Below are 23011 nucleotides of genomic sequence, written 5' to 3'. Positions count from 1 at the left end.
CTAATTTCTAATTTTAAAACCGTTAATTTATATGCGGTTTTTTAATAACAAAAAACTGCTATTTCTAGCAGTCTTTTTTATTATTATATTAGTATTTGTATGATTCGCATATTTGCAACATTTGCATAAATTCGTAAATTCGTATTATATTACGAAATCTTTGTAATTTTTACTTCTGTGTATCTTGGTCTGAAACCAACTGTTTTTTTGAATCTTTTTTTAGACTTGTATTTAACAGTCAAAACCTTATCGCCTTTTACTTCTGCTCTCAAAACATCAGCTTCTACCTTTGTTCCTGAAATTTTTGGTGCACCAATCTTAGTATCTTTTTCATTAACGAATAAAAGCACTTCTTTAAATTCTAAAGTCTTCTTTGGCTCTAGAATTTTGTCAATTAAAATAATGTCTCCTTCAGAGACTTTGTATTGTTTTCCGCCTGTTTTTATAATTGCAAATTTTGTCATAGATTCAGTATATGCCTATTTTTTAGATTGGTCAAGTCTTTTTCTCTTGACTTTTTTGATGTTCTATGATATCATTATTTGTCACCTGGGGGGTGGCAAAGGGGGGGTGAAATGGGGGGGAGCAAGAGGATCCTGGTGGTCGATGACAATGCTGATAACAGGGAAACGATCATGATGTTTCTGGAGATGGAAGATTATGAAATTTCATGTGCTCGCGATGGACGAAACGCCCTGGATGTTCTCAATAATCAGGGGCATTTCGACCTCGTGATCACTGATTACCACATGCCTATTGCCTGTGGCGATGTGGTGAAGAGATACTGTGATTCTGCCAATATTCCTTGCATTGTGATGAGCAGTGCGAGAGAAGAGCTGGCGGAAAACTATGAGTATTTCTGGGGGAAGACTGAGATTCCGATCTTGGTCGACCTCGTTCATTCAATTTTTTCAAAGCTGTAGCTCTTTTTTTGACAGTAAACCTGTCTTTTTTTTATTTAAATTTGTGCAGATGCAAATAATCTGCTATTCTATATTTGGATCGGAGGCGCGGAGGGAAAAAAGAGATGGGCCGAAAAAAGCTTGCTAAGGATCCTGCTGTAGATAGCGAAACTGAAGGAAAACCAAGTGTTGATGAAGAAAGCGATAAGTATAAGAATTTCGTTATTTATATTGTCAGTGATTTAAGAAATGAATTTCGAGTTAGAATGAACAGACAGTTGATGCAAACCTATACTGTTATTCAAGTAACTGACATTCATGCTGCTAACAATGATTTAATGGATGGTGTTGCTAGCAAAATCAAAATCGTACTTTATGCAGAAGAAGTTGGCGGACAAATTATTGGGCCTCAGGTTGTTGAACTTTGCCAAATGAAAGGCATCCCTCATTTGCCACTTTGTAAAGATCTTTGTGATCAAATCATTGCTGATCCTTGTTGCATTTTACCTTGAACCTTTTACAGACTTTCTAGTCTGTTTTTTCTTGAAAAAAATTACAAGTAAAATCGCTAAAATGACCATTAAGCCAAGTAATATAGCAAAGGCTAATATTTTATCCTTGCCTTGAATAAAGAGTGCAAAAAGGCCAAATAATGCTGAAATTGACCAGAGAAAAATGACAGCTGTTCTTTGTGAGAAGCCTAAATCATAAAGGCGAAAATGAAGATGTTGCCTGTCTGCTTCGAATGGAGATTTGTGTTTAAAGATACGTCTTAAAATTACCCAAATAACATCAAGAATTGGTATGCCCATTATTAATAATGCTGTTGCGATTTTGCCACCAGATATTATAGCTAGTGCGCCTAACATAAATCCGATGAGTGTGCTTCCGCCTTCGCCTAAAAATATCTTGGCTGGATGAAAATTAAAAATTAAAAATCCTAATGATGCACCAGCTAAAATAATGCAGAGCAAAGCTGTTTCTGGTTGCATGACTTTTGTACTCAAGCTTAAGAAAAATAATATGACTGATGCAATTACAGAAATTCCAGAAACTAATCCATCCATACCATCTAAGAATTTTGTAGTGTAAATCATGCCAAGCAACCAAATCAATGTAAAAATATCAGCAAAAACTGTGAAAAAATATGGAATATTATTAATCGTAAAAAGCTGTATTTTTATTTCATCTAAATTGATTGTGTTGCCGAATGGATTACTGATAAATGTAATTCCGATTCCAGAAACTATAACAATTAAACAAGAAATAATAGGAAAAATAAATTGTTTTTTTGGACTTAGATTATATTTGTCATCAATAATTCCACCAATAATTAGGATTAATCCTCCCAGTGCTAATCCTAAAATATATTTTGGCAACATGTAACCACTAAAAAAATCTCTGTCGATTAAAATGAAATAGCTAAGCGAAATAAAAAAACCGAGATAAATTGCCAGTCCTCCCATGAGTGGCATATTATTTCGGTGAATTTTTCTTTTTTTGTTGGGACGATCAACAATCTGATACTGTAAAGCTACTTTTCTAATTAGATAAGTGAATAATAAAGTAACCAAAAAAGCCAAAGCAAATGCTAGTACGAAATTAAATTTGGTAAATAATATTTCCATTAATCAAGACTTATTTGTTTGACTTTTATTTTTTGATCTAATATTTTTTCGGAAAATTCTTGAAATTTGAATGGAATATCGCTGACAAAGAATTTGTGTTTCTTGCTTTTTAATAATCTTTTTTCAATTACTGGATGATTTTTCAAAAATAGCTCTAATTCTTTTGCTACTTCTTCTCCTGGATCGATAATGTTAATTTTTCTTTTGATTGCTTTTTTGATTGCTTCTTTTGCTAAAGGATAATGAGTGCAAGCTAAAACTAAAGTGTCTATTTTTTGTTTTCGAAAAGGCTTTAGATAATATTTTACAATTTTTTTTGTTTCAGGACGATTGATCCAGTCTTCTTCAACTAGTGGAACAATCAATGGACAAGCTTCAGTATAAACTTTGATGTCTTTATTAAGTTTTTTTAAATAATTTTCATGGACTTGGCTAAAAATTGTTGCTCTTGTTCCGATAATTCCAACTTTATTATTTTTTGTGACTCTTTCAGCTTTAATCAATCCAGCTTTTACAACATCAAAAATTGGGACATCTGGAAACTTTTTTCGAAGTTCTGTTGCAGCGACTGCTGAGGCTGTATGGCAAGCAATAACAATTATTTTCGCACCATTTTTCAATAAAAATTTAGTATCCTGAATTGCATACTTAATAATTGTTTCTTTGCTTTTATTTCCGTAAGGAGTCCTAGCTGTATCACCAAAATAAATAATCTGATATTCTGGTAATTTTTTTATAATTTGGCGAGCAACGGTCAGACCGCCGACGCCGGAATCGAAAATTCCTATCATAATATTAACTTAAAAAACAAATTCCAAATTCTCTCCCTACGGGAGATCACCCGAAGGGTGACAAATTCCAAACAAATCACAAGCTCCAAATCACAAACAAAAATCTTTGTAATTTGTTATTTGTAATTTGTTTGGGATTTGGGATTTGGGATTTGTAATTTATACAATAATTCTTTTAATCAGCGGATTAATACGTGTCACAATTTCATAATTTATTGTATTAATCTTTTTGGCAATTTCATCAGCTGTAATTTGTTCATTGCCTTGCTTGCCTATCAAAATAACTTCATCTTCAAGCTTCAAATTTTCAATATGCGAGACATCAACCATAAACATATTCATGCAGATACGACCTAAAATTTTGCAGCGCTTGCCTTTAATCAAAACATTTCCAATGCTAGATAATTTGCGATCAAAACCATCATAATATCCAATTGGCACAACAGCGATTTTTGAATCTTGATGCAAAATTTCTGTTAGTCCATAGCTAACAGGAGTTTCAGCTTTTAGATTTTTAATTTTTACAATTATTGTCTTCCATTCTAGAACTGGCTTTAAATTAAAATTAATTTTTTTGTGAGTAGCTGATAATTTTGTTTCATTTGATGACCAAAAGCCATAAATGCTAATGCCAGTTCTAACTAGATCAAAATGAGTTTCTGGAAATAATATTGTTGCTGCAGAACTTGCAGTATGTTTGATTTTAATTTTTTGGCCATATTCTTTTTCAGCAATAGCAATCATTTTCTTGAATCTCTCTAATTGCATTTGCGCATAAGAATGGTCAGTTGTATCTTCTATATTTGCAAAATGAGCTAAGATACCTTCCAAAATTAAATTTGGAAATTTCTTAATTAATTTAATTATATCCTTGATCTCTTCTTCTAAAACTCCTTGGCGAGAAATACCAGTTTCTAATTTCAAATGAATATAAACTTTTTTGTTTAATTTTTTTGAAATTTCACCAAGCTTTTGTATTGTTTCTTTATTATAAACTACTTGACGAAAACCATTTTTAACAACATCTTCTAATCTATTTAAAATTGTATAATCTAAAATAATTATTTGTTTTTTTGTTTTAGTGTTTTTTTGTTTTAGTGTGAGTGCTTCATCAATTGAGTCAACAATAAACCAATCAGCTTCTGATTTTTCTAAAATTTTAGCAACTTCTAAAAGTCCATGCCCATAAGCATTTGATTTTATTACTGCTGCTAAAATTTTTTGAGAGCCGATAATTTTTCTGAATTGCTGTAAATTATAAATTAGGGCTTGCTCATTTATCTCAAGCCATGTTCTGTAATTAATCATTTTTGCTGAATTACATTATTTAAATCGATACATATCCGCTTGCAATCCGTTAAATCCGCCGAAACTGATTCAACTGATTTCACGCGGATGAAACAAATGGACAAAAATTATGAACGCTTGATCTCTTTGATATTACAATATCCCCATAGAACTTCTGGAATTTTTATTGAGCCGTCTTTTTGTTGATTATTTTCCATGATAGCAATTAAGATTCTGCCGATGGCAAAACCTGTGCCATTCAAAGTATGAACAAATTCATTTTTATTTTTTTCTGTATCGCGATATTTGATGTTTAATCTGCGAGCTTGAAAATCTGTGCAAGTTGATGCAGAATGAGTTTCACGATATTTTTTCTGTGATGGAAGCCAAGTTTCAATGTCATATTTTCGAGCTGCTGGATCACCTAAATCGCCTGTACACATTTTGACAACTTGATAAGGCAAATTTAGAGCTTTGACTAATCTTTCTTCAAGACCTAATAAAAATTCATGCTCTTTGTCTGATTCTTCTGGCTTGGCAAGAACAAACATTTCTAATTTATCAAATTGATGCTGGCGTAAAATTCCATAAGTATCTTTGCCATAGGATCCTGCTTCTCGTCTAAAGCAAGTTGAGAATGCAATGTAACGTTTTGGTAAATCTGATTCTTTAAAAATTTCATCCATGTGCATTGGACCAACCGATTGTTCTGAAGTACCGATAAAATATTGTTTGTCTTTTGCAAAATGATAAGTCTCCTCTTCTCCGCCATGAGCAAGATAACCCATTGCTTGCATTGATTTTTCAGAAACGATTTGAGGAGGAATAACTGGAATAAATCCGTCTTTAGTTAATTCATCAATGACAAATCTGGCTAAAGCAAATTCTAACAAAACTAATTCTCTTTTTAAATAATTAAAACGAGAACCAGAAACTTTTCCAGCTCTCTTTGTGTCAATTAAATCTAATTTTTCGCCTAAGGCTAAATGATCTTTTGGATCAAAATCAAATTTAGTTGGCTCGCCTACTTTTTTAATAACTTCATTTTCAGATTCATTCTTGCCAACTTTAACATCTGGTCTTGGTATGTTTGGAAGTTCATACATTAATTTTTCAAGCTCTTCATCTAATTTGTTGCATTTTGATTCTAGGTCTTTTAATCTCTCAGAAGTACCTTTAATATCAAGAATGGCTTGTTGTTTTTTTGAGCCTTCAAGCTTTGCAATCTCATCAGATGCTTTATTTTGTTTGGCATGAAGTTCGTCAACTTTCATTTGCAATCTTCTTTTTTCCAAATCTAAATCTAAAAGATGATCAATATCAAACTTCATATTGCGGTCATGAAGAGCTTTCATGACTAATTTTTTGTCTTTTCTGATAAGATTAATATCAAGCATAAAATAACACTTAACTATTAACAATTAACTGTTAACTGTAAAATGTTAACTGTTAACTGTTTGCTTATAAGTTATAAGAAAATCACGAAATTGTCAATCTGTAACTAAGTTAGGCTTTTTTTGCTGAAGAATTCTTATGATATGCTTTGCAAGCTAGAATAATACCACCAATACCTAGAGAAATTACAGCTAATTTTGCTAAAAATCCTATAAATGGAATCATCATTATTATGCTCAAAACAATAACACCTAAAACTGCTGATAAGATCAAATTTGGTTCTTTTTTGTTGATTGATTTGATAATGAAGTAGCCTGTACAGATTGAAGCAAATACTTTTGCAAAATACATTAAGACAATGTAAATTGGTAAAACTAGCAAAGCCAATGGAATTCCAATAATTGTTACAAACAAGATTAGCATAGCAATCGGTGCAACAAAAACAACTAATAGGCCCCAACCTAATGATGCCCAAGTCTTTGTTTTTAATTGTTCAACAAAATTTAAGCTGTATTTTTTTGCAACTGCAGCCGTAATAATTGAAACAACAATTAAACAAATCATGCTGACAAAACCTGAAGCGATTTTGAATGCTGACATTGCAAACCAGTTTGAATGATTTTTCTTGCCAACATTTTTTTGTTGTTCTTTTGTAAATTGAGTAAATTTTGTTTCACCAGAGACACTTGATCCGCTCTTAAATTCTGCTTTTTCTGGAGCTGTATAATTTAAATTGCCATCAACTTTAGCACCGGAATTAAAAACTAATTTGTCCGAAGCAGTAATTGTTGCATCTTTTTTGACTTGTCCTGAAACATCAACTGTACCAGCATTAATTGTTAAATTATTATCAACTGTACCTTTGAAATTAGTTACACCGCCATTAACAATTAAATCTTTTGAGAAATTGGCATTTTTACTAATATCAATTGTGCCACCGAAAAATGTTGCATTATTGCTATCTAGAGTTGCTTTTGGAGCAACAGAAATCATTCCAGCAAAAGCCATAATGCCATTTTTTACTGAGCCAGTAATATTTACATTTGCGCCAGCAGCAAAAACATCGCCTTCAACAGTTCCATCAATATTTACTATTTGAGCAGCAGTAAATAAATTTCCTAAAACTTTTGCGTCTGAACTTATTGTGACTGTTTGTCCAACTGCATAAACATCGCCAGAGACAACGCCATCAATTTGGACTGATTGTCCGGCGATCATGAGATCGTCTTGAATTGTTTCTGTGCTTGAGATTGTTGCTGTTCCTTCTGTACTCCTGATGTCATAAGCTGAAACAAAGCCGATCGGTAGCAAGAGCAACAATGCGAAAGCAAAAACGAGGATTTTTGTTTTCATTTGTTTGGTTTTATTAAATAAATATAATACAAATCTCCGCCTTCGTCCTGCGGGACTTCGGCGGACAAAGTACAAATAATGCAAATGTTGCGAATTACGAATACTACTTCAACGACTCATTAATCCATTTTTCTATTTCTTTTGTGACTTTGTCGATTTTGTAAACTGAAATGCCTGGCAATTTATAGCTGTGCATTTTAGTTATCAACTTGATTACTTGATCGACTTTTTCTTTTTTTGTTTTTAATAATAACAAGGATTCACTCTCATCAACTATTTTTCCTTCCCACCAATAGATTGAATTGACCTTTTCTATTATATTAACACAAATTGCTAATTTTTGTAAAACTAAAGCATGGCCAATTTTTCTGGCTTCTTCTAGATTTTTACAGGTTGTGTGGATGTCATAGAATATGTTCATATTGTATGGCGTAGCGACAGGGCAGTGCCCTGTCGCTACCGTTTACAAATTTAATTTTAATTTCGATGATTTATATTTTTCTGGTTTAAATGATTTTAATCTGACGATTTTTGTTTTAAAACCGAATTCCTTGATTTTGTCTTCTAATTCTTCTGTATATGATTTTTGATCATAGCCTAAGGCAATAATATCTGGCTTTTCTTGTTTTACTATTTTGTATGGATCATCTAAATTTCCCAATTTTGCTTCATCAACAATCTTTTGATTTTTGACATTGGCTAATCTGTCTTTTTCATTGAATAATGTCCGATGTTTTTTGATTGCGCTGACTGTTTGATCACGAGCAACAATAACTTCAAGATAGTCCCCTAGTTTTTTTGCTTGCTTGAAAAAATCGAGATGGCCTGGATGCAAAAGATCAAATGTGCCGAAGATTAAAACTTTTTTCATATATTTATTGTTAAAGCTACTTCCACCACATAACTAATCTTTTTTTTGTTTTGTCAGCAAGAATTTCTTCAACTTCTTTTGGAGTATCAGGAAGTTTTGGCAACCACAAAACATCTTCGTCTGTATGTGTTGCGAGTGCTGATGCTACATCTGGAGTCAACTCTTTTAAGCCCTGCAAATTTAGAGCGCCTTTAACCTTTGCCAATTTTTTCGCTATATCATCCGATATTGAGGTAAGTCCTGATAAAACTAAAGCACCTTCAATATGAGATAGCCCCTCAGCAGCTTCTAATGAAATTTCGGTCAGAGATTCAAGATGCAAATCACCTTTTAATTTACCTAGATGTTCAGCAACTTCATCAGAAATATTTTTTAGTCCTAAATTAATTTTTTTATAGGGATTAGAAACTAAATTTTTTGCGCTTTCAGCTGAAAGATCTTCAACGCCAGACAGATCTAAAATATGAGTATTATATTCATAGCCTCCAAAACGACCAAGTCCTTCAGCAACGTCTTCGGGAAGAGCAACTAATTTTTCCAAATAAAGATCAGACTCATGTGCTGATAATCTTGCTGCAGCAACTCCAGAAAGAGTTGTTACGCCGTTAAAAAATAATCTGCTATTTCTGTTCATTCCCCACCATCTTGCAGCTTCATCAGAAATTTCGGTTAAGCCAGATAAACCTAAGGCACTCATGTTACCCTTGTGTCTAGCAAGTGCTCTAGCAGCGCTATCAGTTAATGAGGTTAAGCCCGAAAGATTTAAATCTCTGTCATGCCGACCCAAAATGTTCGCTGTCTCGTCTGAAATTTCTGTAACTTTTGGGAAGCTGAACCAACGGTGACTATCAGCGATTATTTGTGCCATTTCTGGAGTTAGAATTGTTAACTCTGAATGATGTTCAAATTTTCCTTGCAGAAATTCAATGTAGAATTTTCCTTTTGTTTTTGCTTCTTCAAGTGTCATTTCGATTCCTGCAACATTTAATTTCATTTGCCCCAAAGCTTCCCTTAAATCATCAACTTCTCCCTTTGTAACTTTTTCATCTCGTTCAATTTTTCCTGCTAAAACGTTGGCTGCGTCAACAACTTTTTCTAATTCCGGAGTTTTTGCAATTTCAAGACCTTCAACATTTTGTTGTTGAGGTTCTTTGACATCTGCTAAATTTTCTTGCATTGGTTGTTCTGGATTTGGCATATTATTTTTTGGTTTTAAATTTGTTGATTTTATCACTAATGTTATCTGGAACTCCAAGATAATTACCTTTGAAATGACTTAATGATTCGATTGCCTGGTCTGACAATGAGACTAAGCCCATAAAATAAACTCGCCAGCTTTGATTGCTGAACGATTCAGCAGCAGAATCCGATAATGTACTAAGACCATCAAGATAAAGGCTTCCATCAAGATGGCGCAAAGATTCAGCAGCAGAATCCGATAAAGTTTTGAGACTATCGAGGTATAGATCTCCGTAGCGATGGCCCAGAGATTTAGCTGCTTTGTCTGATAAAGAGGTAAGACCTCTAAGAAAAAGATTTCCACGGTGATGGCCAAAAGACTCGGCAGCAGAATCAGATAAAGAAGTAAGGCCATTTAGAATAATATCAAAATGATGATGACTTAAAATTTCAGCGGCTGAATCAGACAATGAAGTAAGTCCACTAAGAAAAATTGTACCTCTACTGTTTTCCAACGTCGTAGCAACAGAATCAGTCAAAAAGCGGAGCTCGTTACTTCTTGTTAAATTTCCAGATTTGATTTCTTTTAAGATTTCAAGATAAGTTCCTTTGAATTCTTCTAGTGTCATTATTTCTCCGCCAACATCTATTTTCATTTGTCCCAAAGCTTCTCGCAAATCATCAACTTCTCCTTCTGTAACCTTTTCATCTCGTTCAATTTTTTCTGCTAAAGCATTTGCTGCATCAACAACATTTTCTAATTCTTCCCCATGAGCAACTTCAAGACCTTCAACATTTTGTTGTTGAGGCTCTGTAACGTCGGCTATATTTTCTTGAATTGGTTGTGGTTGTTCTGGATTTGGCATTTATTTTTTGGTTTTAAATTTATCTATCTGTCTTTTGAGATTGCTGTTATTGAGGCCAAGAAGTCCTGAATGACGACTGAGTGACTCGGCAGCTGCATCAGATAAAGAAGATAGTCTGTTAAAAAAAAGTGCTGCTTGATGGTGACTCAATGATTCAGCAGCAGCGTCAGATAACGAAGTGAGGTTTAGCAGATAAAGATCTCCGTGATGGTGGCTTAATGATTCTGCGGTAGTATCAGTCAAAAATGTTATCCCGTCTAAATGAAAATTATAAACAAGTTTGCCTAAATTTTCTATTGTTTTTTGCGTTAAAAATGTAAGTTGCTTTGCTCTACGACAATCTCTAGCTTTAATTTCTTTCATTATTTTTAGATTTTCTTGCAGATCAGGAATTTGCTTAATTTGTTCTTTTGTCATCATCTCTCCGCCAACATCAAATTTCATTTGTCCTAATGCTTCTCGCAAATCATAAACTTCTCCAGCTGCAACTTTTTCATCTCGTTCAATTTTTCCTGCTAAATTGTTTGCAGATTCAATTACTCTTTCTGATTCAGGTGTTTTTGCGATTTCAAGACCTTCAACATTATGTTGTTGAGGCTCTTTAATGTCGGCTATATTTTCTTTCATTGGTTGTTCTGGATTTGGCATATTATTTTTTGGTTTTAAATTTATTGATTTGTTCTTGAATTTTTGGCGAGACACCTAAATACTTGTCGTGATGGCTTAATGATTCTGCGGCAGCATCAGATATAGAAGAAAGACCTTCAAGATAAATACTTTCTTGATGATGACTCAATGATTCTGCGGCATTGTCCGATAAAGTAGAAAGACCACTGAGAAAAAGCCCACCATGATAATGGCTCAATGATTCTATAGATTTATCAGATAAGGAAGACAGCCCAATAAGATAGAGAAAAAATCCTTGATGACGACTCAATGACTCCGCTGCTTTATCGGATAAAGAGGAAAGTTTATTAAGATGAAGAGTGCCTTTATGATGGCTCAATGCTTCTGCGGCTGAATCCGATATGAATGAAAGTCTGTGAAAGTTAAGCGTTCCATTATAATGGCTCAACACTTCAGCAATATTTTTAGGAAGAAATGTAATCCCTAACGTAAGTCCGACATTATATTTTCTTTGTAGATCTCCAGATTGAATTTCTTGAAATATTTTGAAATTTATTTTCATTTCTGGATTTTCTTTAATCTGTTCTATGGTCATCATTTCTCCATTGATATCAAATTTCATTTGTCCCAATGCTTCTCGCAAATCATCAACTTCTCCTTCTGTAACCTTTTCATCTCGTTCAATTTTTCCAGCTAAATTATTTGCAGATTCAATAACTTTTTCTGATTCAGGTGTTTTGGCAATTTCAAGACCTTCAACATTTTGTTGAGGTTCTTTGACATCTGCTAAATTTTCTTGCATTAGTTGCTCTGGGTTTGACATATTATTTATCTTCCATGAATTTGATTTAAAATATTGATTGGAGCCTCGATGAAACGTCTTGAGTAAGTACGATGACCTATTTTTGGAAATAATGGTACTCGGGGTTTTGTGCTCTCCCATTTTCCTAAAATTTTTGCTGTTTCTTGATCAAGAGTTTTGATTCCTCTTATCTCTAAAAAAAATCCTTTCCATTTGCTTAGTTCTTTTGCTGTATTTCTTGATATTGTTGCAAGTCCATCAAAAGAGAGACAATCTCCATTCCAGTCTTTTAAAATAGCTGCTGATTCGCTTGGCAAATCAGTTAGACCATTAAAGTCTAAATTTCTAACGTCTTTAAAATCTTTCAAAATTCGAGCTAATTCTTTTGGCATATCAGTTAATCCGCTAAAATCAATTGCAGTTCCTTCCCATTTCGATAAAATTCTCAATGAATCTAAAGATAATTTTTTTATTTTTCTAAAGTCTAATATATTTCCAACCTTAAATCCTTGTTTTACAAGAAATTCTGCTGTTTCAGAAGAAAGATTAGTTAGATTTTGAATATTAGAAAAATTACCTTTTTTCATTTCTTGCAAAATCCTATAATTTGCTAGTAATTCTGGATTTTCTCTGAGCTCATTTGCGGTCATCATTTTTCCGCCAATATCAAATTTCATTTGTCCCAGAGCTTCTCGCAAATCATAAACATCTCCTTCTGTAACTTTTTCATCTCCTTCAATTTTTTCTGCTAAAACGTTGGCTGTGTCAACAACGTTTTCTAATTCTGGCGTTTGGGCAATTTCAATATTTGGCTCAGTATTTTGTTTGGGCTCTATAACATCTGCTACATTTTCTTGCATTGGTTGCGATTGTTCTGGATTTGGCATATTATTTTTTGGTTTTAAATTGATTGATTTTCAGTCTGAATTCTTTTTTTATTGCTAATTGACCCTTATATTCAGCGAGTGATTCTGCAGCTTTGTCAGACAAAGAAGTTAAACCATCAAGCGCAAGAACTAAACATTCAGATTTAGATAATGAAGCTGCAGCATTATCAGACAAAGAAGTAAGACCTTTGAGATAAAGTTCTCCAAAAAAATTTGATAAATGTTCAATAGCTTGATCAGATAAAGAGGTTATCTTGTCAAAGCGTAAATTTGACAATTTGCAATGACTTAGCAATTCTGCGGCTCTATCAGAAAGTGAAGCAAGACTATCAAAAGGTATGGTTGAATCTCCTATCAAAAAATCTACATCTCGTTTTTTTCTTATAGCGTCTGCAGCTGAGACAGTCAAAAAAGTAAGCTCTCTAATATGCTTAAAGCTACCGGCGTTAATTTCTTTTAGGATTTCAAGATTTTTCTTCCAATCTTTAATTTTCTGAATTTCAGTGATAGACATTGAATCTCCACCATAATTAAATTCCATTTGTCCCAAAGCTTCTCGCAAATCATAAACTTCTCCTTCTGTAACCTTTTCATCTCTTTCAATTTTTTCTGCTAAAGCATTTGCTGCATCAACAACATTTTCTAATTCTTCCCCATGAGCAACTTCAAGACCTTCTACATTATTTTGTTGAGGTTCTTTGACGTCAGCTAAATTTTCTTGAATTGGTTGTGGTTGTTCTGGATTTGGCATTATGTTTTGGTTTTAAATTTAAATTTCTGTAGCATCTTTTATAAATATTTATTTTTAAAAAATCAAGATGGCCTGGATGCAAGAGATCAAATGTACCGAAAATTAAAACTTTTTTCATATTAAGATTTGAGAAATTTTTAATAAATCTTTTTTATCTCATTGGAATTCTTCTTCTAACTAAACTAATTCCATAAATCTGTTTTTGAATTTCATCTGGACAATCTATAAAACCACTAAATTTTTTAAGTTCTTCTGCAGCTTCATCAGATATAGAAATGAGTCCTGAAAGATACAACCTTGTTCCTGACCAATCTTTTAATGCTTTAGCTTCCTCTTGTGATATTGTTGTAAGCCCGCGTAAATGTAAATTTTCTCCATGCCAGGCCGCTAAAGCTGTTGCGACATCTTTTGAAATATTTGATATCCCATCAAGATGTAAAAATCTAACCTTTTCCCAATCTTTTATTGCTTTGACTGATTCTGGTTGCAACGAAGAAAGATTATTTAGATAAACATCATCTCCAGGTACATTTTTAAAAGCTCTGGCTATTTTTGGTGGAAGCATTGTAAGCTTTTCACGATTTCTCCAATTTCCACTTTCTATTTCTTGCCATATTCCAATATTTTTTTGAATATTTGGATCTTGCCTAATTTCTTTGATTGTCAGATTATTGCCATAAAAATCAAATTTCATTTGTCCCAAAGTTTCTCTTAAATCGTAAACTTCTCCAGCTGTAACTTTTTCATCTCGTTCAATTTTTCCAGCTAAATTATTTGCAGATTCAATAACTCTTTCTGATTCTGGAGTTTTTGCAATTTCAAGACCTTCAGCTTTTTGTTGTTGAGGCTCTTTAATGTCGGCTAAATTTTCTTGCATTGGTTGTTCTGGATGTGGCATTTATTTTTTGGTTTTAAATTTAAATTTCTGTAGCATCTTTTATAAATATTTATTTTTAAAAAATCAAGATGGCCTGGATGCAAGAGATCAAATGTGCCGAAGATGAGTATTTTTTTCATAAATAAGATTGTCGTCTATATTTATCAATTTGATTGCCAATTTCTTCAGAAACAGCAGGCTCTCTTTTAAATTGAGCAAGAATTTGAATTACTTTAGGCGATAATGAAGTAATTCCAGTAATACTAAGAGTCCTGAAATTTGATTCATTCAACCAATCCTTGAGATTGTTAGCAGCTTCTTCAGATAAAGAAGTGAGGCCATTTAGAAATAGCATTGAGCTTTTAAAATCTCGCTTAATAGTTTCTGCAATTTTTACTGGTAGATAAGTAAGTATAGATAAATCTCCAGTCAAAAATTTTTTCGCCTTAATCCCTTTATAAACTTCGATATTTTTTTGTAAATTCGGAATCTTTTTTATTTCTTCTGATGTTAATGGATCTCCGTAGAAATCAAATTTAACTTGTCCCAAAGCCTCTTTTAAATCTAAAACATCTCCGGCTGTGACATTTTCATTTCTTTCAATTTTTTCTGCTAAAACATTTGCTGCAGCAACTACTTTTTTTAATTCTTCTGTTTTCGCAATTTCAAGACCTTCAACTTTTTGTTGAGGTTCTTTAACATCAGCTATTTTTTCTTGCATTGGTTGTTCTGGATTTGGCATTTATTTTTTGGTTTTAAATTTATCGATTTGTTCTTGAATTTTTGGTGAAGTAATTAAATTTCCCTGATGATGGCTCAATGATTCTGCAGCTCTATCAGACAAAGAAGAAAGGAAAGAGAGACTAAGAACACCGTTATGATGACTTAATGATTCTGCGGATGCGTCAGATAAAGAAGAAAGATTTCTTAGATCAAGATCGCCTTGATGATGGCTCAATGATTCTGCAGCTTCATCAGATAAGGAAGAAAGACCGATAAGATAAAGATCACCATGATGGTGGCTCAATGATTCTGCAATATTTTTAGGTAAGAACGAAAGCATTGTCACTCTCTTAAGATTCCCGGCTTGAATTTCTTGAAATATTGGAAGATTTGTTTTCAGATCTGGAATTTGCTTAATCTGTTCTATTGTCATCATTTCTCCACCAATATCAAATTTAACTTGTCCCAAAGCTTCTCGCAAATCATAAACTTCTCCTTTTGTAACTTTTTCATCTCGTTCAATTTTTCCTGCTAAGGCATTTGCTGCATCAACAACATTTTCTAATTCTTCCCCATGAGCAACTTCAAGACCTTCAACATTATTTTGTTGAGGCTCTTTAACATCAGCTAAATTTTCTTGAATTGGTTGTGGTTGTTCTGGATTTGGCATTATGTTTTGGTTTTAAAAAATTATAATCCTAAATCATTATTGATTTCTTGCATTGACTTGATAGCTAAAGCAACAAATTCATCTAAATTAATTCCTAATTTTTCTACATCTTGAATATCTTCTCTGCTGATATTTCTAGCAAAAGATTTTTCTTTCATTTTTTTCAGAACTGATTCTGGTTTTAATGATTGCAATTTTTTGTCTGGCAAGACTAGAGTGGCAGAAACAATTAAACCGCTAAGCTGTTCTGATGCCGACAAAGCAAAATCTAAATCTGTTTTTTTGGTGATGCCGGTATTTTCATAATTATGCGATTTAATTGCATCAATCATATCTTCTGGTACCTCATATTCATTTAAAATATCGGCTGTCATCAAAGCATGTTTTTCTGGCTTTTCTTTTGTATAATCAAAATCTAAATCATGAACAAGACCAGTAATTCCCCAAGCTTGTTCTGGTTTATTTAATTTTTTGGCTAAAGCTTTCATGATTGCCTCTGATGCCAAACAATGCTTAATTAAATTTTCTGTTTTAACATTTTGCTTTAATAACTCCCAAGCTGTTTTGCGGTCAATAACTGAATCCATTGATTTCACTTCTTCAACTTCTGAATATTTTGAAGGCTTGGACTTTGCTTCTAAATTATTTTTTTCGGGACGCATTAGTGGAAAGAAAATTACATCTCTAATATTTTCTGAATTTGTAAGAATGGCTAATAAACGATCAATGCCAACACCAAAACCAGCAGTTGGAGGCATGCCATATTCCAAAGCTTCAACAAAATCTTCATCCATCATTTGCGCTTCTGTGTCCCCTTCTTTACGTAATTTTGCTTGTTGCTCGAATCTTTGTCTTTGATCTAATGGATCGTTTAATTCTGAAAAACCGTTACCTAATTCACTGCCTGCAATTAAAACTTGCAAACGCTGTGTTGTATTTTGATTATTTTCATTCTTTTTGGCTAATGGAGAAATTGCAACAGGCTGATTAATTAAAAAGCATGGCTGAATTAAACTTGGTCTAACTGTTTTTTTGTAAAGATTATCAACTAATCTGCCATAGCCAATTACATTTTCAACTTCTATTTTTTTGGCTCTAATTTCTTCGATCAGTTTTTCAAAAGTATTTGCTTTGTTTAAATCAATACCAGTTTTGTCTTTTATTAATTCTATGTAATCATATTGTTTCCATGGAGTTGTAAAATCCAAAATTTGATCTTTGTATTTTATTTTTAATGTTCCAAAAGTGTCATTAATAATTTTGGTGTAAAAATTTTCAGTAAAACCAATTAGATCCTTCCAAGTTGCATAAGCCCAATAATATTCCATCATTGTGAATTCTTGTAAATGTTGAGGCGAAATTCCTTCATTACGAAAAACTTTGCCAATTTCAAAAATCTTTTCATAGCCGCCGACAATTAATCTTTTTAAGTGAAGCTCAAGTGAAATGCGTAAATACAAATCGATGTCTAATGCATTATGATGAGTAACGAATGGAGTTGCGTCTGCACCGCCTGGAATATGCTCTAATGTCGGAGTTTCAACTTCCATAAAACCTGATTCTTGCATAAAGCTTCGAATTGAATTTACGAATTGAGTTCTTTTTTTGAATAAATCAAAAGTTTTTTTATTCGAAATTAAATCTAAATATCTTTTGCGATAGCGCTCTTCTTCATTTTTCAAGCCATGAAATTTTTCCGGAAGAGGCAGAATTGATTTTGTTAATAATTTTACATTGCTGACTTGGACAGTTTTTTCTTTTGTTTTAGTTAAAAATAATGTGCCAGTGGCTTGAATAAAATCGCCAATATCTAATTTTCTGACTAAATCATAATTCTTTTTTAAATTTTCTTCTTTAAAATAAACTTGGATTCTTCCTGTCTCATCGCCAATTTGGGCAAATGTTGCTTTGCCAAATGGACGAAATAAAAAAATACGACCAACTATAATATTTTTTTGGTCTTTAAACTTGTCAAAATCGTTAATGATTTCCTGACATGTATTTGTTCTTTCTGCATATGCTGGATATGGATCAATGTTTAAAGCTTTGATTTCTTCTAATTTTTTGATTCTATTTTGGCGAAGTTCACTTTGCATATTTTACAAGTCATCCCGAACCGCTGTGAGGGATCCCGTGAATAGATAGTAATAATGGGATTCTTCGCTTCGCTCAGAATGACAAATTATTTAAAGTTATAATATGTTTATTTTATCAAGTTTTGTTGATTTTGGCTATAAAAAATCGCCAGTTTTAATGGCGATTGTTTCTGTGTTTCGTTGTTTTAGTGTTTAAATACGTCCTAGCTAACCTGCAAAATTTTATATTCGATAAATCCATCAGGTGTCTGAACTTTAACACGCTCACCTTTTTTGTGGCCTAAAAATGCCATGCCGATTGGTGATTCATTGGAAATCTTACCTTCTGCTGGATTGGCTTCTTGTGAACCAACAATTGTGTATTCTAAAGCGCGACCGCCATTTTTTATCTTGATTTGTGAACCAATAGAAATATTGCCATTTCTGTCTTTAGAAATAATTTGAGCATTTTTAATTTTGGAATCAAGCTCTGCAATCTTTCCTTCTGTCCAAGCTTGTTCGTCTTTGGCATCTTGATATTCTGCATTTTCAGATAAATCGCCTTGTTCTAAAGCACGTTTAAGACGAGCTGCAACTTCTTTTCTTTTTGAGCTTTTTAATGTTATTAATTGTTTTTTCAAATCTTCTAGACCTTCTTTTGTAATGTAAAATGGTGTCATATATGTATGATTATGTATGATTATGTATGATGATAATGCTACTAATATACTCTAAGCTTGAATTATTGTCAAACTTAATTATCCACAGAGAAAAAATCCTAAATTCTAAATCCTAAACTCTAAACAAATTCAAAATACAAAAGATTAAACCCAAAACTTTATTCGCGTTTTAAAAATTTGGTAATTTGGAAATTTGGATTTGTTTTGTATTTAGAAATTAGTGCTTAGGATTTTTTAATACTATAAATTAGCTAATATTAAAATATTCTCTAATAATTTTGCAACAGTGACTGGTCCAATTCCACCAGGTACTGGAGTAATCATTTTTGCTTTTTCTGAAACTTGTTTGAAATTGACATCGCCGTAAAGTTTTTTGCCTTTATAGCTTGTGCCAGCATCTAAAATTATAACATTGTCTTTGACCATATCGCCAGTGATTAAATTCGGCTTTCCAACAGCTGTAATTATGACATCAGCTTGTCTTGTATAATTTCCTAAGTTTCTAGTAAATTTTGTGCAAATTGTTAAAGTATTTTGGTCCTGAGTAAGCAAAATTCCTAATGGCTTTCCTACTAACTCGCCTTTTCCAACTATTACAATATGTTTTCTTAATAAATTAATATTATATTCTTTAATGAGATGTAGAATCGCAGCTGGAGTCGGAGGTAAAATTTTGTAAATACCAGCAGCTAATTTTCCTAAATTATGTGAAGTCAAACAATCGACATCAAGTCTTGGATCGATCATCTCTAAAACTTGGCGAGTATTGATTTTTGGAGGCAATGGAAGCTGAATGACTAAAGCTGATAATCTCGGATCTTCTTGAATAATTTTAATTTTTTGAGCAAGACTTAAAGTATCAATATCGGCTTGAAATTTAAATAATTCAAAATTAATGCCGATTTTTTTGCAGGATTCTTCTTTTTTTCTAATAAAACTCAAAGAAGCTTTATCTTCGCCAACTAAAACAACAGCCATTTTTAAATGTCGGCCTTGCTGTTTCAAAATAGTAACCTTTCTTTGAATATTGGAAAGGATTTTTCGAGCAGATTGTGTTCCGTTGATTAGCATAAATTCGGTAACAAGTAACTAGTAATTAGTAACTCGAAAACGACCCGAATTACTAGTTACTAATTTCTAGTTACTATTAGTCTTGTTATTAAAATACCACTGAAGTACTTCTTTGGCAATAGGTACTGCTGCAGATTCACCGCCTATACCTTCCTCAACCAAAACTGTCAAAACTATTTCTGGATTTTCATAAGGAGCGAAAACAGTAAACCATGCGTGGTTTTTATCACTTCCACTATGTTCTGCAGTTCCTGTTTTACCTGCAGATGAAACTTTTAATCCTTGCAACATCTTTGCTGAACCATCTTCGACTGTTTGTTTCATGGCACGCCTTACAGTTTCAATATGGCCCTTTGGAATGAAATTTTCTCTAACAATTCTTGATTCTACCTCGCTAATCATATTCTGCTTATTATCAATTATCTTTTTAACAAGATGAGGTTTGTAAAATGTACCGCCATTAGCAACAATTGCAGTCCAATTTGCAACTTGCAATGGAGTTGCAAGCACATCACCTTGTCCGATTGCCATATGATAAGTGTCGCCTAAATACCAAACTTCATTTTTTGCTTTTTCTTTCCAAGATGGTGTTGGAATTAAACCTTCTGCTTCATTTGGCAAGTCAATGCCAGTTTGAGCGCCTAGGCCAAATTTTTTGTAATATTCTTCGAGTTTTTTTTCTCCAAGTCCCTGAAATTCCTCAAAACCGCCACCAACATAATAAAAATAGATATCTGAAGATTCCGCAATTGCACTATAAATATTAACTGGACCTAAACCTTGCGGATTCCAACCGACGAAATTATAGATAATATCAGAATTATATTTATTTCTAACTGTAATTGAACCTTTGTCTTCAACTGTTGTATTTTCATTAATTAAGCCTTCTGTTAAAGCTGCTGATGCAACAACTGGTTTAATCGTTGAAGCTGGCGGATAAACGCCATCAATTATTCTATCAAGCAAAGGTTTATTTTCATCGTTAGCAATTTGGCGATAATCTTTTTCAGAAATTCCTTTAGCAAATAAATTATTATCAAATGTCGGCAAAGACACATAACCCAATATTTCTCCATTTTGAGGATTCATAGCAACTGCAGCTGCTTTTTTTGAGCCAGTAACTTCTGCTCCTGATTTTAAAGATTTTTCTAATTGGATTTGAAAATCTTTATCAATACTTAAAACAAGATCATTGCCAGCTTGAGGCTCTTCTTGTTTAACAATTTTTTTAACTCGGCCGGTAGAATCAACTTCAACTTGTTGCTGTCCATTAATACCTTTTAATGTTTCTTCGTATGATAATTCTAATCCTTGTTTTCCGATATAATCGTTCAATAAATATTTTTTTGGAGCATTCTGCTTTTGATCCAATTCTTCGGAAGTTATTTTTCCAATGTAACCCATGAGATGAGCAAAAGTGCTTGAAAATTGATAATCGCGAATTGGATTTTTTTCAATGATGACTCCTGGCAATTCTGCATCTCTGGAATTTATTATTAAAGTTTCATCGCGAGAAACATTTTCTTTAACTAATAATACTTCATAAGAAGTATAATCAATTTTTTTTAATGCTTCATTGAAATCATCATTTGATATTTTTAAAATGTCTTTTAATAAAGAATAAACTTTTTGACATTTTTCTTTACATTCTCTTTCGCCTGTATCCGTATTTTTTTCTAAGGGCAAATCTGCTGGAATTATTGTTGCATCAAAACTTGGCACATTTTTCACGAGCATTTGTTTTTTAGAATCATAAATTACTCCTCTTGGCGCTCGAGTAATATTTATTCTGTATCTATTTTCCTCTGCTGCTGCTTTTAAGGAATTTCCTTGAACAATTTGCAAAAAAAATGTTCGACTAATTAGGACAATAAAAACTCCAAGTACAACAAAATAAAGCCATCTAATTTTTTGATGCTTATAAAAAGGTTTTTTGATATCAGGACGCGAGCTTTTTGAAGAAAAAAAAGGATCAACATCCCAATCTGATCCATAATCGGAGTTTGTTGCCCGACTATCAAAATTTAATGAATTTTTAATTTGAAATGGGTCGCGCATGTGAACAATTAACTTTTAACAGTTAACATTTAACTTTAGAATTGTTAATTGTTAATTTATGCTTTTATTTGTCGTCTTTGTTCGTAATAGCTTTCAATTTCTTGGATAGATTTAATATAATTGTAAACCAGAGAAATTAAAATCGTATTAAAAATTATCTGGACAAAAATTGAAAGCAAAAATTGAAAACTTAATGGCTGAATTAAATTATCTAATTTAACTAAATTTGCAATTAATATAAAAAATATCAAAAAGAAATTGTATAATAATGTGGCAATCGCACAAATTGCAGCAACAGAGACTCGATCATCGCTATTAATAATGTTTTTAACAATAAAATAAATAGCTGCAATTATTGCTATATTGCTCAAAGAAATAATTCCAAAATAAAACGGAGAAAAAAGATCAAGAATAATTCCACCTGCAATTCCCCAAAAAATTGCTTCCTTAAAATTTCCGACAATACACCAGCTTATTGCAACTATTAAAATTAAATTTGGTACTGAACCTAAAATGACAAAATTTGGCAGAAAAGAAATTTGCAAAAAAGATAGGATTATTAAACTAATTATGGAAATTGCGATACGCATAAACTTGATTACAAAATTTTTTTTGACTTACAAATCAACTTGCTTCTTGATATTTATCGAAAAAACGGATATAACTGATTACACGCGGAATCGTGTATAAAGAGTTACGAGAAATTTATTAATTTTATTCTAGAATAACAAAAATGACTTTGAGGGTTTTAAAATCAGCTTGAGTTTTAATTCTGGCTGACTGAAATAATTCATTGTCTGTTGTCTTGACCTCCTCGACTTCGCCAATATATAAACCGACAGGCATGTCACCGCCGACTCCAGAAGTAACGACTTTATCTCCACGCTGGATAATCTTGTCTTGCGGAATCATTTCCATTGCCAAACCTAAATTATGTTCACCATTGACAATACCATTAGCGTCAGCACCTTGAATCTGCGCATTTATTTTACTTCTGGCATCTGTAATTAAAACGACTTTTGCAGAATGGCTCTGAACTTCAGATACTTTGCCAATTAAAAAATTGTTTGCAATGATAACTGGCTGATTTTCTTTTATGCCATCACTGCTTCCTTTATCAATGTTAATAAATTGAATTAAATTATTTGGATCTTGTCCAATAACATTTGCTGCAACTAATTTAAATTCTTCTTTTTTCAATAATCCTAATTGGGCACGCAAATCTTTGTTTTCACTTTGTAATCTAACTAATTCTGAATTTTCAAAAGTCAATTTATTTACTTTTTCAATTAAAACTTTATTTTCTTTGCTCAAATCTTTAATTGAAGTAAAAAATTTTATACTGCCAGAAAATCGATTGCCAGAAAGATAAACATACCTTTGAATTGGCGAAAAAATTCTAATAACTATATTTTCAATTGGACTCAAAATCTTAAAGACATGAAGAATAATCAATAATACAATTATCGCTCCGCTAACTATAAATAAAGTTGTTGACGATTCTTGTTTATTAATCAT

27 protein-coding genes are annotated in these 23011 nt (G+C 32.5%); 2 read left to right on the top strand and 25 right to left on the bottom strand.

Annotated features, from left to right (window positions below):
- Nucleotides 1-149: 149 nt before the first annotated feature.
- Nucleotides 150-464, bottom strand: a complete 315-nt coding sequence (gene rplU, locus WC663_02470) for a 50S ribosomal protein L21 (protein MFA6296191.1) — start codon at nucleotides 462-464, stop codon at nucleotides 150-152.
- A 111-nt stretch (nucleotides 465-575) separates the two neighbouring features.
- Here rplU and WC663_02465 point away from each other — a divergent pair, with 111 nt between their 5' ends.
- Nucleotides 576-923, top strand: a complete 348-nt coding sequence (locus WC663_02465; protein MFA6296190.1) for a response regulator — start codon at nucleotides 576-578, stop codon at nucleotides 921-923.
- A gap of 104 nt (nucleotides 924-1027) precedes the next feature.
- Nucleotides 1028-1414 carry a hypothetical protein gene (locus WC663_02460; protein ID MFA6296189.1) on the top strand — a complete coding sequence of 129 codons (387 nt, stop codon included), beginning with the start codon at nucleotides 1028-1030 and terminating at the stop codon, nucleotides 1412-1414.
- Here WC663_02460 and WC663_02455 read toward each other — a convergent pair.
- The 24 genes from WC663_02455 to mreC all read right to left on the bottom strand — a co-directional run bounded on the left by WC663_02455 (nucleotide 1406) and on the right by mreC (nucleotide 23011).
- Entirely contained in the window at nucleotides 1406-2530 is a 1125-nt protein-coding gene (locus WC663_02455; GenBank protein MFA6296188.1) for an MraY family glycosyltransferase, read from the bottom strand. The genes WC663_02460 and WC663_02455 overlap by 9 nt on opposite strands.
- Nucleotides 2530-3321, bottom strand: a complete 792-nt coding sequence (gene murI / locus WC663_02450; GenBank protein MFA6296187.1) for a glutamate racemase — start codon at nucleotides 3319-3321, stop codon at nucleotides 2530-2532. Before murI ends, WC663_02455 begins: the two co-directional genes overlap by 1 nt.
- Before the next feature lie 159 nt (nucleotides 3322-3480).
- Nucleotides 3481-4629, bottom strand: a complete 1149-nt coding sequence (gene alr, locus WC663_02445; GenBank protein ID MFA6296186.1) for an alanine racemase — start codon at nucleotides 4627-4629, stop codon at nucleotides 3481-3483.
- A 107-nt stretch (nucleotides 4630-4736) separates the two neighbouring features.
- Nucleotides 4737-6005, bottom strand: coding sequence for a serine--tRNA ligase (gene serS / locus WC663_02440; protein MFA6296185.1), 1269 nt, complete (start codon nucleotides 6003-6005; stop codon nucleotides 4737-4739).
- A gap of 109 nt (nucleotides 6006-6114) precedes the next feature.
- Nucleotides 6115-7356 (bottom strand): polymer-forming cytoskeletal protein, encoded by a 1242-nt coding sequence (locus WC663_02435; protein ID MFA6296184.1) that lies wholly within the window; start codon nucleotides 7354-7356, stop codon nucleotides 6115-6117.
- Between the two features lie 103 nt (nucleotides 7357-7459).
- Nucleotides 7460-7777 (bottom strand): divalent-cation tolerance protein CutA, encoded by a 318-nt coding sequence (gene cutA, locus WC663_02430; protein ID MFA6296183.1) that lies wholly within the window; start codon nucleotides 7775-7777, stop codon nucleotides 7460-7462.
- A gap of 42 nt (nucleotides 7778-7819) precedes the next feature.
- A complete protein-coding gene (locus WC663_02425; protein MFA6296182.1) occupies nucleotides 7820-8227 on the bottom strand; it encodes an adenylyltransferase/cytidyltransferase family protein in 408 nt (135 codons plus the stop codon).
- A gap of 16 nt (nucleotides 8228-8243) precedes the next feature.
- Nucleotides 8244-9425 carry a hypothetical protein gene (locus tag WC663_02420; GenBank protein ID MFA6296181.1) on the bottom strand — a complete coding sequence of 394 codons (1182 nt, stop codon included), beginning with the start codon at nucleotides 9423-9425 and terminating at the stop codon, nucleotides 8244-8246.
- Nucleotide 9426: 1 nt separating this feature from the next.
- On the bottom strand, nucleotides 9427-10272 hold the full coding sequence (locus WC663_02415) for a hypothetical protein (GenBank protein MFA6296180.1): 846 nt from the start codon (nucleotides 10270-10272) through the stop codon (nucleotides 9427-9429).
- Nucleotides 10273-10920, bottom strand: a complete 648-nt coding sequence (locus WC663_02410; protein MFA6296179.1) for a hypothetical protein — start codon at nucleotides 10918-10920, stop codon at nucleotides 10273-10275.
- 1 nt (nucleotide 10921) lies between these two features.
- A complete protein-coding gene (locus WC663_02405) occupies nucleotides 10922-11722 on the bottom strand; it encodes a hypothetical protein (protein ID MFA6296178.1) in 801 nt (266 codons plus the stop codon).
- A 5-nt stretch (nucleotides 11723-11727) separates the two neighbouring features.
- Nucleotides 11728-12588 carry a hypothetical protein gene (locus WC663_02400; protein MFA6296177.1) on the bottom strand — a complete coding sequence of 287 codons (861 nt, stop codon included), beginning with the start codon at nucleotides 12586-12588 and terminating at the stop codon, nucleotides 11728-11730.
- Between the two features lies 1 nt (nucleotide 12589).
- Nucleotides 12590-13339 (bottom strand): hypothetical protein, encoded by a 750-nt coding sequence (locus tag WC663_02395; protein MFA6296176.1) that lies wholly within the window; start codon nucleotides 13337-13339, stop codon nucleotides 12590-12592.
- Nucleotides 13293-13457, bottom strand: a complete 165-nt coding sequence (locus tag WC663_02390; GenBank protein ID MFA6296175.1) for a hypothetical protein — start codon at nucleotides 13455-13457, stop codon at nucleotides 13293-13295. The genes WC663_02395 and WC663_02390 overlap by 47 nt, the downstream gene beginning before the upstream one ends.
- Nucleotides 13458-13490: 33 nt before the next feature.
- Nucleotides 13491-14237 (bottom strand): hypothetical protein, encoded by a 747-nt coding sequence (locus WC663_02385; GenBank protein MFA6296174.1) that lies wholly within the window; start codon nucleotides 14235-14237, stop codon nucleotides 13491-13493.
- A complete protein-coding gene (locus WC663_02380; protein MFA6296173.1) occupies nucleotides 14201-14356 on the bottom strand; it encodes a hypothetical protein in 156 nt (51 codons plus the stop codon). The genes WC663_02385 and WC663_02380 overlap by 37 nt, the downstream gene beginning before the upstream one ends.
- The gene (locus WC663_02375; GenBank protein ID MFA6296172.1) at nucleotides 14353-14958 is read right to left on the bottom strand and encodes a hypothetical protein; all 606 of its coding nucleotides are present in this window, start codon (nucleotides 14956-14958) and stop codon (nucleotides 14353-14355) included. Before WC663_02375 ends, WC663_02380 begins: the two co-directional genes overlap by 4 nt.
- Nucleotides 14959-15609: a hypothetical protein gene (locus tag WC663_02370; GenBank protein ID MFA6296171.1), complete on the bottom strand. Its 651-nt coding sequence runs from the start codon at nucleotides 15607-15609 to the stop codon at nucleotides 14959-14961.
- Between the two features lie 20 nt (nucleotides 15610-15629).
- On the bottom strand, nucleotides 15630-17705 hold the full coding sequence (gene lysS / locus WC663_02365) for a lysine--tRNA ligase (protein ID MFA6296170.1): 2076 nt from the start codon (nucleotides 17703-17705) through the stop codon (nucleotides 15630-15632).
- Between the two features lie 203 nt (nucleotides 17706-17908).
- Nucleotides 17909-18364, bottom strand: coding sequence for a transcription elongation factor GreA (gene greA, locus WC663_02360; protein MFA6296169.1), 456 nt, complete (start codon nucleotides 18362-18364; stop codon nucleotides 17909-17911).
- 240 nt (nucleotides 18365-18604) lie between these two features.
- The gene (locus WC663_02355) at nucleotides 18605-19435 is read right to left on the bottom strand and encodes a bifunctional 5,10-methylenetetrahydrofolate dehydrogenase/5,10-methenyltetrahydrofolate cyclohydrolase (GenBank protein MFA6296168.1); all 831 of its coding nucleotides are present in this window, start codon (nucleotides 19433-19435) and stop codon (nucleotides 18605-18607) included.
- Nucleotides 19436-19501: 66 nt separating this feature from the next.
- Nucleotides 19502-21493 (bottom strand): penicillin-binding protein 2, encoded by a 1992-nt coding sequence (gene mrdA, locus WC663_02350; protein ID MFA6296167.1) that lies wholly within the window; start codon nucleotides 21491-21493, stop codon nucleotides 19502-19504.
- Between the two features lie 56 nt (nucleotides 21494-21549).
- A complete protein-coding gene (gene mreD, locus WC663_02345) occupies nucleotides 21550-22083 on the bottom strand; it encodes a rod shape-determining protein MreD (GenBank protein ID MFA6296166.1) in 534 nt (177 codons plus the stop codon).
- A 124-nt stretch (nucleotides 22084-22207) separates the two neighbouring features.
- Nucleotides 22208-23011 carry a rod shape-determining protein MreC gene (gene mreC, locus WC663_02340; protein ID MFA6296165.1) on the bottom strand — a complete coding sequence of 268 codons (804 nt, stop codon included), beginning with the start codon at nucleotides 23009-23011 and terminating at the stop codon, nucleotides 22208-22210.

The organism is Patescibacteria group bacterium, from assembly GCA_041662665.1.
Lineage (GTDB): Bacteria > Patescibacteriota > JABMPQ01 > JABMPQ01 > JAQVVF01 > JAQVVF01.
This window is presented reverse-complemented; position numbering and strand designations above follow the sequence as displayed.

Excerpts from the sequence above, each read along its gene's own strand:
- mrdA (MFA6296167.1), bottom strand. The coding sequence starts at position 21,493 with ATGCGCGACCCATTTCAAATTAAAAATTCATTAAATTTTGATAGTCGG.
- WC663_02375 (MFA6296172.1), bottom strand. The coding sequence starts at position 14,958 with ATGCCAAATCCAGAACAACCAATGCAAGAAAAAATAGCTGATGTTAAA.
- cutA (MFA6296183.1), bottom strand. The coding sequence starts at position 7,777 with ATGAACATATTCTATGACATCCACACAACCTGTAAAAATCTAGAAGAA.
- WC663_02465 (MFA6296190.1), top strand. The coding sequence starts at position 576 with ATGGGGGGGAGCAAGAGGATCCTGGTGGTCGATGACAATGCTGATAAC.
- mreC (MFA6296165.1), bottom strand. The coding sequence starts at position 23,011 with ATGATTAATAAACAAGAATCGTCAACAACTTTATTTATAGTTAGCGGA.
- lysS (MFA6296170.1), bottom strand. The coding sequence starts at position 17,705 with ATGCAAAGTGAACTTCGCCAAAATAGAATCAAAAAATTAGAAGAAATC.
- WC663_02410 (MFA6296179.1), bottom strand. The coding sequence starts at position 10,920 with ATGCCAAATCCAGAACAACCAATGAAAGAAAATATAGCCGACATTAAA.
- WC663_02435 (MFA6296184.1), bottom strand. The coding sequence starts at position 7,356 with ATGAAAACAAAAATCCTCGTTTTTGCTTTCGCATTGTTGCTCTTGCTA.
- WC663_02355 (MFA6296168.1), bottom strand. The coding sequence starts at position 19,435 with ATGCTAATCAACGGAACACAATCTGCTCGAAAAATCCTTTCCAATATT.
- WC663_02385 (MFA6296174.1), bottom strand. The coding sequence starts at position 14,237 with ATGCCACATCCAGAACAACCAATGCAAGAAAATTTAGCCGACATTAAA.
- WC663_02395 (MFA6296176.1), bottom strand. The coding sequence starts at position 13,339 with ATGCCAAATCCAGAACAACCACAACCAATTCAAGAAAATTTAGCTGAC.
- greA (MFA6296169.1), bottom strand. The coding sequence starts at position 18,364 with ATGACACCATTTTACATTACAAAAGAAGGTCTAGAAGATTTGAAAAAA.
- WC663_02390 (MFA6296175.1), bottom strand. The coding sequence starts at position 13,457 with ATGAAAAAAGTTTTAATTTTCGGTACATTTGATCTCTTGCATCCAGGC.
- WC663_02455 (MFA6296188.1), bottom strand. The coding sequence starts at position 2,530 with ATGGAAATATTATTTACCAAATTTAATTTCGTACTAGCATTTGCTTTG.
- murI (MFA6296187.1), bottom strand. The coding sequence starts at position 3,321 with ATGATAGGAATTTTCGATTCCGGCGTCGGCGGTCTGACCGTTGCTCGC.
- WC663_02400 (MFA6296177.1), bottom strand. The coding sequence starts at position 12,588 with ATGCCAAATCCAGAACAATCGCAACCAATGCAAGAAAATGTAGCAGAT.
- rplU (MFA6296191.1), bottom strand. The coding sequence starts at position 464 with ATGACAAAATTTGCAATTATAAAAACAGGCGGAAAACAATACAAAGTC.
- alr (MFA6296186.1), bottom strand. The coding sequence starts at position 4,629 with ATGATTAATTACAGAACATGGCTTGAGATAAATGAGCAAGCCCTAATT.
- WC663_02460 (MFA6296189.1), top strand. The coding sequence starts at position 1,028 with ATGGGCCGAAAAAAGCTTGCTAAGGATCCTGCTGTAGATAGCGAAACT.
- WC663_02425 (MFA6296182.1), bottom strand. The coding sequence starts at position 8,227 with ATGAAAAAAGTTTTAATCTTCGGCACATTTGATCTTTTGCATCCAGGC.
- WC663_02405 (MFA6296178.1), bottom strand. The coding sequence starts at position 11,722 with ATGTCAAACCCAGAGCAACTAATGCAAGAAAATTTAGCAGATGTCAAA.
- WC663_02420 (MFA6296181.1), bottom strand. The coding sequence starts at position 9,425 with ATGCCAAATCCAGAACAACCAATGCAAGAAAATTTAGCAGATGTCAAA.
- mreD (MFA6296166.1), bottom strand. The coding sequence starts at position 22,083 with ATGCGTATCGCAATTTCCATAATTAGTTTAATAATCCTATCTTTTTTG.
- WC663_02380 (MFA6296173.1), bottom strand. The coding sequence starts at position 14,356 with ATGAAAAAAATACTCATCTTCGGCACATTTGATCTCTTGCATCCAGGC.
- WC663_02415 (MFA6296180.1), bottom strand. The coding sequence starts at position 10,272 with ATGCCAAATCCAGAACAACCACAACCAATTCAAGAAAATATAGCCGAC.
- WC663_02370 (MFA6296171.1), bottom strand. The coding sequence starts at position 15,609 with ATGCCAAATCCAGAACAACCACAACCAATTCAAGAAAATTTAGCTGAT.
- serS (MFA6296185.1), bottom strand. The coding sequence starts at position 6,005 with ATGCTTGATATTAATCTTATCAGAAAAGACAAAAAATTAGTCATGAAA.